This is a genomic window from Cupriavidus basilensis OR16 (genome assembly GCF_000243095.1).
GTDB lineage: Bacteria > Pseudomonadota > Gammaproteobacteria > Burkholderiales > Burkholderiaceae > Cupriavidus > Cupriavidus basilensis_D.
The window spans coordinates 1-15,621 of record NZ_AHJE01000014.1; the positions used below are offsets into that span (position 1 = coordinate 1).

The 15,621-nt window shown below is 67.4% G+C and carries 15 protein-coding genes and 1 pseudogene; 8 read left to right on the top strand and 8 right to left on the bottom strand.

The genetic code is table 11. The features are described 5' to 3' along the window. The 3 genes from OR16_RS05070 to OR16_RS05080 form a co-directional block, all read right to left on the bottom strand. On the bottom strand, nt 1-332 hold a 332-nt coding region (locus OR16_RS05070; RefSeq protein WP_006156884.1), incomplete at its 3' end, for a M20/M25/M40 family metallo-hydrolase. A 70-nt stretch (nt 333-402) separates the two neighbouring features. Further along, complete coding sequence (locus tag OR16_RS05075; protein ID WP_006156885.1) at nt 403-1,713, bottom strand: MFS transporter; 1,311 nt, start codon at nt 1,711-1,713, stop codon at nt 403-405. A gap of 207 nt (nt 1,714-1,920) precedes the next feature. Then, nucleotides 1,921-2,274, bottom strand: a complete 354-nt coding sequence (locus OR16_RS05080) for a hypothetical protein (RefSeq protein ID WP_006156886.1) — start codon at nt 2,272-2,274, stop codon at nt 1,921-1,923. Between the two features lie 314 nt (nt 2,275-2,588). Between OR16_RS05080 and OR16_RS05085 the strand changes: the two genes are divergently transcribed. After that, nucleotides 2,589-3,482: a DODA-type extradiol aromatic ring-opening family dioxygenase gene (locus tag OR16_RS05085; RefSeq protein ID WP_043418565.1), complete on the top strand. Its 894-nt coding sequence runs from the start codon at nt 2,589-2,591 to the stop codon at nt 3,480-3,482. Between the two features lie 13 nt (nt 3,483-3,495). Here the strand turns inward: OR16_RS05085 and OR16_RS05090 are convergent, their stop codons facing one another. From OR16_RS05090 to OR16_RS05105, 4 genes are all read right to left on the bottom strand, one after another. After that, nucleotides 3,496-4,617 (bottom strand): MFS transporter, encoded by a 1,122-nt coding sequence (locus OR16_RS05090; protein WP_043418568.1) that lies wholly within the window; start codon nt 4,615-4,617, stop codon nt 3,496-3,498. A 280-nt stretch (nt 4,618-4,897) separates the two neighbouring features. After that, nucleotides 4,898-6,145 carry an MFS transporter gene (locus tag OR16_RS05095; protein ID WP_006156889.1) on the bottom strand — a complete coding sequence of 416 codons (1,248 nt, stop codon included), beginning with the start codon at nt 6,143-6,145 and terminating at the stop codon, nt 4,898-4,900. Between the two features lie 143 nt (nt 6,146-6,288). Continuing rightward, the gene (locus tag OR16_RS05100) at nt 6,289-6,699 is read right to left on the bottom strand and encodes a VOC family protein (protein ID WP_006156890.1); all 411 of its coding nucleotides are present in this window, start codon (nt 6,697-6,699) and stop codon (nt 6,289-6,291) included. A 4-nt stretch (nt 6,700-6,703) separates the two neighbouring features. Continuing rightward, the gene (locus OR16_RS05105; protein ID WP_006156891.1) at nt 6,704-7,144 is read right to left on the bottom strand and encodes a GNAT family acetyltransferase; all 441 of its coding nucleotides are present in this window, start codon (nt 7,142-7,144) and stop codon (nt 6,704-6,706) included. A gap of 140 nt (nt 7,145-7,284) precedes the next feature. On the opposite strand from OR16_RS05105, the gene OR16_RS05110 reads away from it, so the two are divergent. From OR16_RS05110 to OR16_RS45350, 7 genes are all read left to right on the top strand, one after another. After that, nucleotides 7,285-7,899, top strand: a complete 615-nt coding sequence (locus OR16_RS05110; protein ID WP_006156892.1) for an HD domain-containing protein — start codon at nt 7,285-7,287, stop codon at nt 7,897-7,899. Between the two features lie 74 nt (nt 7,900-7,973). Further along, a complete protein-coding gene (locus OR16_RS05115; RefSeq protein ID WP_006156893.1) occupies nt 7,974-8,522 on the top strand; it encodes a GbsR/MarR family transcriptional regulator in 549 nt (182 codons plus the stop codon). Nucleotides 8,523-8,615: 93 nt separating this feature from the next. After that, entirely contained in the window at nt 8,616-10,127 is a 1,512-nt protein-coding gene (locus tag OR16_RS05120; protein WP_006156894.1) for a TIGR01777 family oxidoreductase, read from the top strand. Beyond that, nucleotides 10,124-10,723 carry a DUF4166 domain-containing protein gene (locus tag OR16_RS05125; protein ID WP_006156895.1) on the top strand — a complete coding sequence of 200 codons (600 nt, stop codon included), beginning with the start codon at nt 10,124-10,126 and terminating at the stop codon, nt 10,721-10,723. Before OR16_RS05120 ends, OR16_RS05125 begins: the two co-directional genes overlap by 4 nt. After that, a complete protein-coding gene (locus OR16_RS05130; protein WP_006156896.1) occupies nt 10,720-11,154 on the top strand; it encodes a hypothetical protein in 435 nt (144 codons plus the stop codon). The genes OR16_RS05125 and OR16_RS05130 overlap by 4 nt, the downstream gene beginning before the upstream one ends. 194 nt (nt 11,155-11,348) lie before the next feature. Next, nucleotides 11,349-11,654: a hypothetical protein gene (locus tag OR16_RS45345; RefSeq protein WP_006156897.1), complete on the top strand. Its 306-nt coding sequence runs from the start codon at nt 11,349-11,351 to the stop codon at nt 11,652-11,654. Between the two features lie 58 nt (nt 11,655-11,712). Next, on the top strand, nt 11,713-12,069 hold the full coding sequence (locus OR16_RS45350; protein WP_237716935.1) for a hypothetical protein: 357 nt from the start codon (nt 11,713-11,715) through the stop codon (nt 12,067-12,069). Between the two features lie 127 nt (nt 12,070-12,196). Here the strand turns inward: OR16_RS45350 and OR16_RS05140 are convergent. Then, a pseudogene (locus OR16_RS05140) lies at nt 12,197-15,491 on the bottom strand (indolepyruvate ferredoxin oxidoreductase family protein). Between the last annotated feature and the right edge of the window lie 130 nt (nt 15,492-15,621).

Genomic DNA, 15,621 nt, shown 5'->3' on the forward strand with positions numbered 1-15,621 from the left:
GTGTGGCCGTCATGGCCGCAGGCGTGCATGCGGCCTGCCAGCTGGCTGGCATAGGGCAGGCCGGTGCGCTCCTGCAGCGGCAGCGCGTCCATGTCGGCACGGATGCCGATGCTGCGCGCGCCGTTGCCCACCTTCAACTGCGCTACCAGCCCGTGGCCGCCCACGGTATGCACGCTATAGCCCCATTCGCGCAGCAGCGCGGCGGCCATCTCGGCGGTGCGCGGCACGTCGGCGCCAAGCTCCGGGTGGGCGTGGATGCGGTGGCGCAGTTCGGCGAAGCGTCCGGCGGATTCGGTCAGCGCCGGCGGGATGTTGCCTGGGTTCTGGGTCATGGCTGTAGGGTGTGGGTGGTGTGGGTCGTGCGGGTTGTGTGTTCGAACGGGATGGTTCTTGCGCCGCGCATCAGTCGCGGCCGGGGTGGCTGGGGAACAGCGCCAGCGCGGTCAGGCTGATGCAGGAGGCTGCTATCAGGTACCCGGCAGGCGCCATGTTGCTGCTCGTGGCGCTGATCAGCCAGGTCACGATCAGCGGGGCAAAGCCGCCGAAGATGGTCACGGCGAAGTTGTAGGCGAGCGACAGGCCGGTGGAGCGGACCTCGGTGGGGAACTGCTCGGCCAGCACGGCCGGCGCCGGGCCGGTGAAGGCCGCCAGCAGGATGCCCAGGATCACCTGGACCATCAGCAGGGTCTGGGTGGTCGGCGAGACGTTGAGCCAGTGGAACAGCGGGTAGGCCAGCACGCCGATGATCAGCGCCACGGTGCCCAGCATGCGCTTGCGGCCCACGCGGTCGGACAGCATGCCCATCAGCGGGCACAGCACCAGGATGATGGCGCCGCACAGCGCGGTCGACTGGAAGGTTGCGCCCAGCGGCAGGCCGAGCTGCTGCTTGGCGTACGACGGCATGTAGAACACCAGCACATAGGTGCAGACCGTCCACAGGATGGTGACACCCAGGCCGGCCAGCACTTCACGTGGATGGTCGCGCAGCACCTGCGTGAGCGGCGAAAACTTTACCTTGCTGGCAGCGCGCTCGGCGCGGCGGGCTTCGAACGCGGGCGGCTCCTCCAGGTGCGAGCGGATATACATCCCGACCGGGCCGATCAGGAGGCCAAACAGGAACGGGATGCGCCAGCCCCAGGCGTCGATCTGCTCTGGCTCCAGGCCATTGATCACCAGCGCGCCCATGGCGGCGCCCAGCATGAAGGAAATACCCTGGCTGGCCTGCTGCCAGCTAGCGTAGGCGCCACGCTCCTCGTCGGGCGCGTGCTCGATCAGGAAGGCGGTGGCGCCGCCAACCTCGCCGCCGGCCGAGAAACCCTGGATCAGCCGGGCCACCACGATCAGCGCCGGTGCCCACAGGCCGATCGACGAATAAGTGGGGGCCAGGCCGATGATGGCGGTGCCGAGCGCCATCATCAGGATGGTGAGGGTCAGCGCCGCCTTGCGCCCGACGCGGTCGGCGTAGACGCCGAGCACGATGGCGCCAACCGGGCGCATGAAGAAGCCCACGCCGAAGGTGGCGACGGTCAGCAGGAAGGACGTGAGGTCATTGCCGGTGGGGAAGAACAGCTTGGCGATGATCAGCGCGAAGAAGCTGTAGACGGTGAAGTCGAACCACTCCAGGCCGTTGCCAATGGTGGCGGCGAGGATGGCCTTTCGTCGTTGGGCTTTGGATATTTCGTGGACTTGAGGTATTGCAGCGTTGGCTTGCATATGGCGTTTGATGCGGTGAGAAATCGGCGGGAGGCCTGCCCCGAAACCGGGCATGCGCTCTGGAAGGCAGAATAGTAAGCGATTCTTTAATTGGCCAGCAGGATGGCGGCGGGTGGCGTCAGGAGCTCACGGGCCGAAGGGGCTGAACTGGCGGCCAGCGGCCCGCGCAATGTTCCACGTGAAGCAACCATGCGCGGTACCGGGAAGCTAGGGCTGGCTGGCGTGATGCTGGGGCGCGCTACGCGCGTCGGGCGCCTCGCCCGGGCCCGCTTCTGGTTGCGGCGCTGGCGCATCCGGCCGCTGGCGCGTGAGCCAGAGCCATAGGGCGCTGCCGACCCAGCCGGCCACGAAGACGGAATCGCCGACGTGGTTGAGCAGCGCCGGGGCGCCTGGCGCGTTGAACGCATCGGCCAGCAGGGGGGCGGGAAGGCGGGCGGCGATCCATAGGAGCACAGCCGGTCCGCTTGCATACACGCCTGGCTGCCACCAGTTTGCATGGGGCAGCAAGGGCCTGTGGGCTGTGCGCTTGACCACGGTGTTCTCCAACCTGACACGCTTCATGGCGCGTCGTATCCAGTGATACGGGCCATTTTTCCCGGACCCGCGCGGACAACGCATTGCGCCACGCAAAGCTGGACCGGACCCCGTGCTGGAATCATAAGCCGATTGCCCACCGTGTGTCTGAATCTTTAAAGCGTTGTGTGGTGCACCCCACGCTCGCACGGCGGGCGGGGTGGGCATGTGGTGGCGGCAAGTGCCGTGGAGCGGTATGAATTCAAGTTTTTTGATGGAGGTATCCGCAAATGGGTGGCGCTGGGGCTGGGCAGTTTCGTCAAACTGAACACCGCTATCAAAAGGATTTGAAGGCCGCCATCATGCTCCCCGCCATCTACATCTCCCACGGTTCGCCCATGCTTGCCCTCGAACCGGGCTCGAGCGGCGCCGCCTTCGACGCCCTTGGCGAAGTCCTGCGGGCGCGCAAGCCGCGCGCCGTGCTGATCATCTCGGCGCACTGGATCTACAGCACCCTGGTGGTCGGCACCCGCGAGCGGCAGGAGGCCTGGCACGACTTCGGCGGCTTCCCGCGCGCGCTCTACGAACTGCGCTACGACGCCCCCGGCTCGCCAGCGCTGGCCGATCGTGTCAAGGCGCTGGTCGAGGCCGCGCAAGTCCCTGGCGCCGCGGTGGTGCTGCAGGACGACGAGCGCCCGCTGGATCATGGCGCCTGGATGCCGATGCGGCACTTCTTCCCGGATGCCGACGTCCCGGTGGTGCAACTGGCCCTGAATCCGTATCTCCCTCCTGCGGCCCAGATCGAGATCGGCCGGGCGCTTGCGCCGCTGCGTGACGAGGGCGTGCTGGTACTGGGCTCGGGCAGCTTCACCCATAACCTGCAGGAAGTCTTTGGCGCCGGCGGCCGGCGCGAGCAGCACGGCTCGCCCGTCGAGCCGTATGTGGAGGCGTTTCGCGGCTGGATGATCGACGCGCTGGACAAGGCGCTCGCCACCGGCGACACCGCGCGCATCGCAGACTACCGGGCGCTGGCGCCGTACGCGCGCCGCGCCCATCCCGCCGACGAGCATTTGCTGCCATTTTTCGTGGCGCTGGGCGCGGCGCTGGGTCCGCACGAAGGCGTGCCCGCCGAGCGGGCGCCGGCTGGCGTGGCACGCGTGGCCGATGACGTCACTTACGGCGTGCTGGCGATGGATACGTTCGTATTCGAAGGGGTAGGCACGCACCACGCCCCGGCCTTGAGCGAGGCAGCCTGAGCCCGCCAGGGGGTCAGGCCTTGCGGGCCGAGAGGTAAGGGCGCGCCAGCCGCGCGCCCGCCACGGCGATCCAGCCCATGGTGAGGGCAACCACGCCCAGGCCGTATTGCAGGCTGGTGGCATGGGCCACGCCGCCAATCATCACCGGCCCCATCAGCAAGCCGATATAGGCAAAGCGTGCCACGCGCGAGATGGCCTCCGCCGGCGCCACGCCCGGCAAGCGCGACGCCGCGACAAAGAAGATCGGCACCATGTTCGCCGTGCCCAGGCCCATCAGCGTAAAGCCGGCCAGCGTCGCCGCCGGGGCCGGCCACAACAGCGACAGCAGGATCCCCGCGAACGCCATCCAGGCGCTGCCGCCGAGCAGGCGCGCATCCGACCAGCGGGCGCGCAGCCGGTCGCCGCCAAAGCGGCCACAGGCCATGCCACCCGAGAAGGCGGCGTAGCCGGCGCTGATCCAGGCGTGCGGCGCCTGCGCCACTTCGCGCATGTAGACGCTGGACCAGTCGTACATCGCTCCTTCGCCGACCAGGCCCAGGAACGCCATCAGGCCCAGCAGCCAGAGCGCGCGCACCGCATGCGCGCGGTGGTGGGCGCTGGGCTGTTGCACGGGGTGGTCCTCCAGCAGCCAGGGCGCCACGCCGGCCGTGACCGCCGCGGTCAGCGCCGCCATGCCGATGGCGTGCGCCAGCGGCGGCACGCCCAGCCCCAGCAGCACGCCGCCAACCGCCGCCCCCGTCATCCCGCCCAGGCTGAACATGCCGTGCAGCGCCGACATGATGGGCCGCGCGCGGCTGGCCTCCACCGTGGCGGCCTGCGCGTTCATGCCGACGTCGAAGGCCGCGTTGGCCATGCCGAAGGCGATCAGGGCCGGGATCAGCAAGGCAAACTCCGGCATCGCCAGGATGGTGACGGTAGCCAGCGCGTAGACCAGCCCGCTGCGCCGGCAAGCGGCCGCGCTGCCCACGCGTCCCACCCAGCGCCCCACCGGCCCCATGGCTGCGATGGCGCCCGCGGCCACGGCCAGCATGGCCAGCGACAGCACCGCATCCGACAGGCCGAAGCGCGCCTTGATGGTCGGGATATGCACGCCCCAAGTGGCAAAAGTGGCGCCATTGACAAAAAACAGCGCCATGGTGGCGCGCGCGGCATGCTCCACGCGCCGCGCGCTGAGCGGGGCGGCGGGCGTTGCGCTGGAGGGCGAGGGTGGCTGGGTCAGGTTGCTGGAAGCGGAATCGGGCATAAGGGCGGCGGGCACGGCCAGCCGCGCCGGACGGCGCGGGGCGTGCCCAGGCGGGCGCTGCAGGGTAATCGAGCCCTGCATGGTCGCACATCGGTGCGTCCGGCGAGTGACCGGCACGTGACCGGCGGCGATGCCGGCCCGCCTGTGCGGGCCCCGGGGCGCGCTGGCGCGGCTACGCCGCCGCCGCGTGGGTGGCCGGGCGCAGCAGCCCGCGCCGGTGCAAGGCAAAACCGAAGGCGGCCAGCGCCATCAGCGCCAGCGCCACCATCACCCATAGCATCAGCCAGTAGCCGCCGGCGGCGCGCCACAGCAGCGCGCCCAGCCAGGGCGCGGCCGCTTGCATCAGCAGCACCGGCGTCATCATCAGGCCGTTGAGCGTGGCGTAATGATGGCGCGAGATCAGCTCCGGCATGGCCATGGCGCGCAGCATGGTGTTGATGCCGTTGGCGCAACCGTACAGCACCGCCGCCAGCATCAGCCATTTGCCGTAGCCCAGCGCAAAGCACAGCAGGCCCACGCTCATCACCCCATACACCGGCAGCGACAGCCGCAGCGGGTGGCGCACGGGAAAACGCGTCATCACCAGGCGGCCGACCACCTGCGCCGGGCCGATCAGCGCCGCCACCACCAGTTGCTCGCCCAGCGGCAGGCCCTTCTCGGTCAACATCGGGATCAGGTGGGCACCCAGCAGCGAGGCGATCACCGCCAGGGCGGTGAAGGCCAGCACCACCGCCCAGAACACCGGCTGGCGCAAGGCGAGCCGGGCAATGCCGGGCTGCGCCGCATCCGCCAGCGGGGCCGGCGCGGGCGCGCCCGTGTATGTGGCATGGGGCGCGTAGCGCAGGCGGGCGTGCAAGGGCGCGCACACGAAGAGGTTGAGCGCGGCGAAGCACAACAGCGTCTCGCGCCAGCCCAGGTGCAGCACCAGCCATTGCGCCAGCGGCACGAAGATGGTGCTGGCAAAGCCGGCCATCAGCGTCACCGTGACGATGGACTTCTGGTAGCCGTCGCCAAACGCCTGGCGCAGCACGACGAAGGCGGGCTCGTAGAGCGTGGTTGCCATGGCCAGCCCGATCGGTATCCACATCAGCAGGAAGGTCGCCTGGTTCGGGCTCCACGCCCATAGCAGCAGGCCCGAGCCGGCCAGCATGGAGCCCGTGGTCATCACGGCCCGCGCCGGCACGCGGTCGAGCAGGCGGCCCACCGCGAACGAGCACATCGCCCAGACCAGCAGGCCAAGCGAATAGCCGCCGGCAAGGAAGGGTTTGGAGTAGCCCAAGGTCGCGCTCATCGGCCCGATAAACACGGTAAAGGCGAAGTACAGCGTGCCCCAGGAAATCGTTTCGGTGATGCCGAGGGTCCAGACCAGCTGGCGTGGCGAGATGGCGCGTGGGCCGGGAGGGGCGTCTTGTCGTGTCATGGCGCGCCTGGACGCGGTATGTAGCGCCGTGCAATGGCCGCCGTGAGCAAGCGGATGGCGCGATTGGCGGCGAGGGGCTGAGCGGGAATTGTAGCGGGCATCCAGGCGGAATGCCCACCTTGCATCACATAATTTGGGCGAGATTACATGCCCGTGGGCGGCCCCTTGAGCTCCACCACATTGCCGTCCGGGTCGTGGATGTAGATCGACGGGCCTTTGCCCTCGGCGCCAAAGCGCATCTCCACCGGGCCCGGCTCCACGCGGTGCGCGCGCAGGTGGGCGGCGATCGCATCGGCATCGAAAGGATCGAGGCGCAGGCAGAAGTGGTCGAGGTTGCGGCCTTCCTTACCCGGCCCGGCGCCGCCGGCGCGGCCCAGCGGGCCATCCAGCGCCACCAGGTCGATCAGCCCGCTGCCCGCGCGCAACTGGATCAAGCCGAACTCCGCCTGCACGCGTTCGACGCTGCAGCCCAGCACGTCCACATAGAAACGCATGAGCCCCGTCACGTTGCCGGTACGCAGGACGAGGTGATCGATGCCCAGGAGGCGGAACATGGCGCTAGCTCCCTGCGTTACCTGCCTGGATATCCGGAATCAGCCGCTTGCCCAGGCTGACCGCCTCGTCCTGCGCGTACCCGAGGCTGCGGTAAAAGTCGATGACCGTGCTGTTGCCGGTGCGCACCAGCAGGTTGATCTTGGGGCAGCCCCGCTCGACCAGCAACTGCTCGGCGTGCGCCATCAGGCGGCGGCCGTGGTCGCGGCGCTGGTGATCCGGGTGCACCGCCAGATAGTAGACCCAGCCGCGATGGCCGTCGAAGCCGACCATGGCCGATGCGATCGGGCGGCCATCCACCTCGCCCACCAGGAACAGTTCGGGCTGCTCGGTGAGCTTGCGGGCGATGTCCTTCTTCGGGTCGTTCCACGGCCGGGTCAGGCCGCAGGCTTGCCAGAGGTCGATGATGGCGGCTTCGTCGGCGGCCAGGTAGGGGCGGATCTGCATGCGGATTGATGCGCCGCGGCATGCGGCGGCAATGTTAAGTCCTTGACAGTGTAGCCGCCAATCCTGTGCCAGAATCGTTATTCAATCGTTGTACATCCCCCCTTAAAACAAGCAGGATCATCCTGCACGGAGACCCCACGATGAGCGACACGACCACGCACGCCCGCGCCACCTTCAGCCACATGGAACAAGGCACGCGCGAGGACTGGGCGGCGATATCCGCCGAGTTCATGCCCTTCGCGCAGGCGCTGGCCGACCGCGTGCTTGATCACCTCCGGCTGCTCGACGGCGACTGCGGCGGTTTTCCCATCGACCGCCTGACCCACTGCCTGCAGACCGCCACGCTCGCTCATCGCGACGGGCGCGACGAGGAGTACGTGGTGTGCGCCCTGTTGCACGATATCGGCGACACGCTCGGCAGCTTCAACCATCCCGACATCGCCGCCGCCATCCTCAAGCCCTTCGTCAGCCCGGAGAACCTGTGGATGGTGGAGAAGCATGGCGTGTTCCAGGGCTACTATTTCTTCCATCACCTGGGTCTGGAGCGCAACCTGCGCGAGCAATTCCGCGACCAGCCCGCGCTGTTCGAACGCACCGCGGAGTTCTGCGCCAAGTACGACGGCGCGGCCTTCATGCAGGACTACGACACGCTGCCGTTGTCTTTCTTCGAGCCGATGGTGCGGCGCGTGTTCGCGCGCCCGCGCAACTCGATGTACGTGAAGGAGAACGAAAGCACGCTGGCGCAGCCGGCCTGAGGCTGGCTGACGTTGCCTGCCCGAAATCGCATTTCTGTCTTGACGGAAATTACCGAACAGATAAACTGTCAGGCATGGAACTTCAACCGGTCGCACAACGCTTCGTCCTGCACTGGGGCGAGATGGGCTCTAAGTGGGGCGTGAATCGCACTGTCGCGCAGATTCATGCACTGCTATTCCTTGCCGAGCACCCGCTGCCGGCCGAGGAGATCGCCGACACGCTCAACGTCGCGCGCTCCAACGTCAGCAACAGCCTCAAGGAACTGCAGAACTGGAAGCTGATCCGCACCGTGCACATGATGGGCGACCGGCGCGATCACTTCGAGACCATCACCGAGGTGTGGGACCTGTTCCGCACCGTGGTGCGTGAGCGCAAGCAGCGCGAGTTCGATCCCACCATCGACGCCTTGCACGAGTGCGTGAACAATCCCGCGTTCGCCAAGGAGAGCAAGGAGGTGCAAAAGCGCATCATCGCCACCTTGCAACTGATGGAAACGCTCGGCAGCTGGGGCGACGAAATGTTGCGCCTCTCGCCCGATACCCTGGTCAAGGTGATGAAGCTCGGTGCGCGCATCCAGAAGCTGGTGCGTGGCGACCAGCGTGCCCGCGAAGCCGGCAAGTAGCACAGGCACGAAAAGCAGGCCGCCGCGGTGGCCACTTTTTTTGACCTGATATTTCTCTTAAGACAGAAATTAATGTAAATAAGGATGCTTGAGATGGATCCTACCAGCGGCACGCTCCATACCGTCATCCTCAACCTGCTGATCGTGCAGGGATTGATGGGTGCCTTCGACACCGTCTGGCATCACGAACTGCGCTGCGCCTTGCCGCAGCAGCACAACGCCGCACCGGAGCTGCGCCTGCATGCGATCCGCGCGGTGCTGTACGGCGTGCTGTTCGCCGGCCTGGCCTGGTTTGCCTGGGGCGGCGCCTGGCTGGTGCCGCTATGGTCCATCGTCGCCATCGAGATCCTGCTGACGCTGCGCGACTTCGTGGTGGAAGACCAGACCCGCAGCCTGCCGCCGAGCGAGCGGGTGACGCATACCGTGCTGGCCATCAACGGCGGCGTGATCTTTGGCCTCCTGGCCTGGCATTCGCAAGCCTGGTGGCAACTGCCATCGGGCCTGCACTTCAATCCGCAAGGCTGGCAAAGCTGGGTGCTGAGCGTATTCGCGCTGGGCGTGGCCGCATCCGGTGTGCGCGATGCGCTGGCGTGCCGCGCGCTGGCAGCCCGCGCTGGCACCACGCCGTCGTTCGATTTCACCGGCGCCGATCCGGCCCGCCGCGCGCAATCCTTCCTGCTGACCGGCGGCACCGGCTTTATCGGCCAGGCGCTGGTGCGCGCGTTACTGGCCGATGGCCATCGCGTGACGATCTGGGCGCGCAACCCGCGCGTGGCGGCACAGTTGTTCGACGGCCGCGCCGCTTGTGTCGGCTCGCTGGCGGAGATCGACCCGGCCGTGCGCTTCGATGTGGTGGTCAACCTTGCCGGCGCGCCCATCCTCGGCCCGCGCTGGAGCGCCGCGCGCAAGCGTAGCCTGGTGGAAAGCCGCGTCGGCACCACGCGCGCGCTTGCCGCGTGGCTGGCGGGGGCCGCGCACCGGCCGCGCTTGCTGATCAACGGCTCGGCGGTGGGCTACTACGGCATCCAGGCCGACGACGACCTGAGCCAGCGTACCGAGGCCAGCGCGCCGCAGGACATCTTTGCCTCGCGCTTGTGCCAGCAGTGGGAAGACGCGGCGCGCGCCGTGACGCCGCTCGGCATCCCGCTAGCCATCCTGCGCCTCGGCGTGGTCTATGGCCATCAAGGCGCGCTGCCTGCCATGCTGATGCCGGTGTGGCTCGGCTTCGGCGGCCCGATGGGGAGCGGCCGGCAAGCGCAGAGCTGGGTACACATCGACGACGTGCTCGGCGTGATCGCCTGGCTGTGCCGGGGCGACGCCATGGCACCCGCTCCGGCGGCAGTCGCCACCTACAACCTGGTCGCGCCGGATACCCCGAGCCAGGCCGGCTTCGTGCGCGCGGCGGCTGCGCTGCTGTGCCGGCCAGCCTTCATGCCCACGCCCGCATGGCCGATGCGGCTGGCTTTGGGCGAGCAGGCCACGCTGCTGCTCGATGGCCTGCGCGTGGCGCCGGCGCGCCTGCAGCAAGAAGGCTATGCGTTCCGCTTCCCGACCCTGCAACTGGCGTTGGAGGACCTGCTCGGCAACGGGCGAGCACGCGCATGAACACGCTAGCCGCGCATGGCATGGACGCTGGCCCGCAAAGCCTGTACGGGACCATGCTGGGCGCCGCCCTTGCCAGCCTGCCGCCGGTGTTGCAGCGCGTGCATCGTGCCGAGGGCGCGCACCTGCGCGGCACGCTGCGCGTGCGCTGGAGCACGCGGCGCTGGCTGCACGCGCTGATGCGGCTGTCGGCGCTGCCCCGGCCCGCGGCAGCGGCGGCGTGCCTTGTGACCATCTCGCCAGAGCCCGCCGGCGAGCGCTGGCACCGCAGCATCGGCGGCCATATCGTGGCGAGCCGCATGCGGCTCGCGCGGGCCGGGCAGGTGACGGAGCGCATGGGGCCGCTGGCCATCGCGCTGGCAACGCGTGTCGATGGCAACGGCCGGCTGTGGCAGGCCAGCCGCGGCGTCAGCCTGTTCGGCCTGACCGTGCCATGGCTGCACGTGCTGGCCAGCGAACGCGCACTGGATGCGGACCGCCATCGCTGCGACGTGCGCATATGGGCGCCCCGCCTGGGCTATCTGCTGCGCTACGACGGGGTGCTGACCATCCGCGAACCCGAACCTGAAGCCGATACTCACCTGGAGAACGTGGAATGAAGTCCAATCCAACCATCGGGCGCAACGCGTCCGTCAGCCTGCCTCTCGTACCGGCGTGGATGCCCGCCGTACTACGGCTGGCAGCGCTCTATAACCTGCTTTATGCGATTGCACTGAGCCTGTGGCCGTCGCAGATCTTCGACTGGCTGGGCATGCCGGCCACGCCCGACGCCATGATCCGCTGCATCGGCATGATGGTCGGCGTCTACGCGCTGGGTTACTGGATCGCGGCGCAGGACATGCTGCGCTACTGGCCGCTGGTGGTGGTGGGCCTGGTGGGCAAGACGCTGGGGCCGCTGGGCTTCCTGCATGGCGCGCTGACCGGCGTGTTCGAATGGCGCAGCGGCTTGTTCGTGCTGTGCAGCGACCTGATCTGGTGGGTGCCGTTCTGGGGGATGACCCTGTTCGCGTTGAAGCATCGGGACCGCTGATGTCGTTGCGTCAGAATCGGCCGGACGGGTGACGAGGCAATGCCGAGCCTTGTTGGCTTCACGCACGCCGGACGCTTCGTCGTCCCGCCTATGCCCATTCCCCGAGCCAAATCAGAAATTTCCCAACCAACACCCGTTCCGTATTGATTAAAGATTGAGGCACTCCAAATTTCACTCATAGGAGGTGCACTCAGATGGCGCTACCCAATACGCCCTTTCACCCACGCGGGCACGTTCTGCATACCCGGCCGGCCCTGTTCGTGCTGGTCAACTACGCGCCGGGGGAAGGCCAGCCGAACTGGTGCAATGCCTCGTGCGAATTCGTGGAGGAGGGCGATGCCGATGCCGGCTCGGCACTGGCCGTCCATATCTCGCCTTTCGATGCACTGCTGAACGCCGCGTTCGTGTCTAGCCCGGGCAAGCCGTACCACGTCGTGCATGCGGCGGCTTTCGATCCCCGGACGCTGATCCGGGATAGCGGCGGAACTGATCCGGGATAGCGGCGGAAAGCTCCATATCAACCTGCACTGTGGCTGGGCCGCAAGCGATGGGCGGATCGTGGTCCGGCGCAGAGGAGCGCTCGCCAGCGTCTGCATTGTGCAGACCGAAGAGATACCGGAAGCGCGGCGCGATGCCATCGACCTCGAGATCGACCAGCACGGCATTGCCAAGTACGAGCGCCTGCGCGAACACGCCGGGCTGTTCGCGCACGCGGATTCGCATTGCCTGCCGGAAACCTGGACGGAACAGCAACGGCATCATGCCGTGGCGTTGGCCATACAGCGCATGCCTGGCGTGGTCCCCGTAGAGGCGCAGATCAACCAGGTTGCCCTCTACGACCCCGAAGCCGCGCAATGGCACTTCGTGCCCATCGAGGTTTTCTTCGGAGAACCGGTCCGCAAGGTGAATGCCTGAACGGCCGGCTTCAGGTTGATGACACCAGCCACGCCGGAAACAGGAAGACCCCACATTGCCAAAAAAGTGTGGGGTCCGACAGCAACCGAAGCGCCCCCTCGCGGCAGCGCTCCGTTCAGCCTAAAACTCAAGCCACCTGCTGCGCCGTCTCCGGATGCCGGAACTGCTCCAGCAGCGCGGCCCAGCGCGTGCGCGCCTTCGCCAGGTTGTCGTCCTTGACATGCCCGAAGCCGCGAATGTCGTCGGGCAGGCTGGCCAGCGTGATTGCGGTTGCGTGGTTGGCCGCGCTCAAACCACGCGTCAGCTCGTCCAGCAACGCACGATACTCGCCGATCAGCGCGCGTTCGGTGCGGCGCTCGGCAGTTTTGCCGAACACATCGAACATGCCGCCGCGCAGGCCCTTGAGCTTGGCCAGCACGCCGAAGAGCTTCATCGTGGACGGGCCGAAGCGGCGCTTCACCAGGTGGCCCTTCTCATCGCGCTTGGCCATCAGCGGTGGCGCCAGCCAGAAATTGAGCTGGTAGTCGCGGCCGGGCTCGCCTTCGAACTGGTTGCGCAGCTTGTCGAGGAAGACCGGGTCGGTATAGAGCCGCGCGACTTCGTACTCGTCCTTGTAGGCCATCAGCTTGGCGCACGTGCTCCGGGTCGTGCGCCATGTGGCGGCCCCAGTCGAAGGCGGCCTTGTTCTTTTCCACGGCAGTGCCGTTGAGTTCGATGGCGCGCACCAGCGCGTCCAGCGATAGCGGCAGCCAGCCTTTTTGCCAGGCATAGCCCAGCACCAGCGGGTTGGTGAAGATGGCGTCGCCGATCAGCGCCACGGCCAGGCCGCTGGCGTTGATGAAGTCGCAGGCTTCGCCAACCGCATTGCGTATGTCCTGTTCCGCCGACAGGCCGGGGAACTGCCACTTGGGGTTCTTGATGAACTCCGCGGTGGGTGTCTGCGCGGTGTTGACGATGGCGCGCGTGCGGCCTACCTGGGTCTTGGAGATGACATCGTCGGTGGCGCTGACGATGGCATCGCAGCCAATCACCAGGTCGGCTTCACCCATGGCGATGCGGGTGGCGTGCAGCAGGCCGGCCATGTCGAGCACGGTTACGCCCTTGTTTTCCAGGTGTGCCGCCATGCCGAGCAGGCCGCCGATGGTGACCACGCCGGTGCCGCCCACGCCCGTGACCAGCACGCCGTAGGGATGCTCAAGCCCGGGGAGCGCCGGTTGCGGCAACGGCGGCAGGTTGTCCATCGACACGCCGTGGCGCTCGGGCTTCTTGACCTGCGCGCCTTCGGCCGTGATGAAGCTCGGGCAGAAGCCGTTGACGCAGGAGAAGTCCTTGTTGCACGACGACTGGTTGATCTGGCGCTTGGTGCCGAGCTCCGTTTCCAGCGGTTCGACCGACAGGCAGTTCGACTTCACCGAGCAATCGCCGCAGCCTTCGCAGACCGCGTCGTTGATGAAGGCGCGCTTGGCCGGATCGGGATAGGTGCCGCGCTTGCGGCGCCGGCGCTTTTCGGTGGCGCAGGTCTGGTCATAGATGAGGATGGTGGCGCCGGGCACCTCGCGCAGCTCGCGCTGGATCTTGTCGAGCTCGTCGCGGTGGTGCACTTCCACGCCTTGCGGCAGCTTGATGGCGGCACTGTACTTTTCCGGCTCGTCGGTGACGACGACGATCTTCTTCGCGCCTTCGGCCGCCATCTGGAAGGCCACGTCCTGCACCGACAGCTTGCCGTCGATCGGCTGGCCGCCGGTCATGGCGACCGCATCGTTGTAGAGGATCTTGTAGGTGATGTTGACGCCCGCCGCAATGGATGCGCGGATCGCCAGCAGGCCGGAGTGGAAATAGGTGCCGTCGCCCAGGTTGGCGAACACGTGCTTGTCGCCGGCGAAGGGCGCCTGCCCGATCCATGCCACGCCTTCGCCGCCCATCTGGCTGAAGGTGCTGGTGCTGCGGTCCATCCACACCGTCATGTAGTGGCAGCCGATACCGGCCAGCGCGCGCGAGCCTTCGGGCACGTTGGTCGACGTATTGTGCGGGCATCCCGAGCAGAACCAGGGCTTGCGCTCGGCCGCCACGCGCGGCACGGCCATGGCTTTTTCCTTGGCCTCGATCACCGCGATGCGCGCGGCGATGCGCGCGCGCACGTCGGACGGCAGCTCGAACTTCTCTAGCCGCGTGGCGATGGCGCGGGCGATGATGGCGGGCGACAGTTCATAGTGCGCCGGCAGCAGCCAGTTGCTTTGCGGGATCGACCATTCGCCGCCCGCGTTGTCTTTTTCGTCGAACTTGCCGTAGACCTTGGGGCGCACATCGTCGCGCCAGTTGTAGAGCTCTTCCTTGAGCGCGTACTCCATGATCTGGCGCTTTTCCTCGACCACCAGGATTTCCTGCAGGCCTTCGGCAAAGGCGCGCGCGCCGTGCGCTTCCAGCGGCCACACGCAGCCCACCTTGTACAGGCGGATGCCGATGCGCGCGCAGGTCTCATCGTCCAGGCCCAGGTTGGCCAGCGCCTGGCGCGTGTCGAGGTAAGCCTTGCCGCCGGTCATGATGCCGAAGCGCGCATGCGGCGAATCGATCTCGATGCGGTCGATCTTGTTGGCGCGCACGTAGGCAAGGCCCGCGTACCACTTGTAGTCCAGCAGGCGCGCTTCCTGTTCCAGCGGCGGATCGGGCCAGCGGATATTGAGGCCGCCCGGCGGCAGGATGAAATCCTCCGGCAGCACGATTTCCACGCGGTGCGGATCCAGTTCCACCGAGGCCGACGACTCCACCACGTCGGTCACGCACTTCATCGACACCCACAGGCCCGAGTAGCGGCTCATGGCCCAGGCGTGCAGGCCGTAGTCGAGGTATTCCTGGACGTTCGAGGGGTAGAGCACCGGCAGGCCGCAAGCCTTGAAGATGTGCTCGGACTGGTGCGCCAGCGTGGACGATTTGGCCGCGTGGTCGTCGCCCGCCAGCACCAGCACGCCGCCGTGCTTCGAGGAGCCGGCGGAGTTGGCGTGCTTGAAGACGTCGCTGGTGCGGTCTACGCCCGGACCTTTGCCGTACCACATGCCGAACACGCCTTCGAACTTGGCATCCGGGTACATATTGACCTGCTGCGAGCCCCATACGGAAGTGGCCGCCAGATCCTCGTTCAATCCCGCCTGGAACACGATGTCGTGCGCGGCCAGGTGCTGCTTGGCCTTCCACAGCGACTGGTCCAGCGCGCCCAGCGGCGAGCCGCGATAGCCGGAGATAAAGCCAGCGGTGTTCAGGCCGGCGGCGCGGTCGCGCTCGCGTTGCAACATCGGCAGGCGTACCAGGGCCTGCGTGCCGCTGATATAGATGCGGCCGCGTTCGAGCGTGTATTTATCTTCGAGGGAAACGTTTTCGAGCGCGCGGCGGATGGCGTCGCTGACCGGAGGGGTCAGTGGGGCATTCATAGGTGCTCCTCTATGGGGCATGCAGTCGGGATCGCCGACTCACTTCAGTTGTGGGCGACCGTGCGCCGCCTCTTGTGAAGGCGGAAAACGGCCGTGTCTCTTTGGCGCATGGTAGCACCGCCCCCGAAGG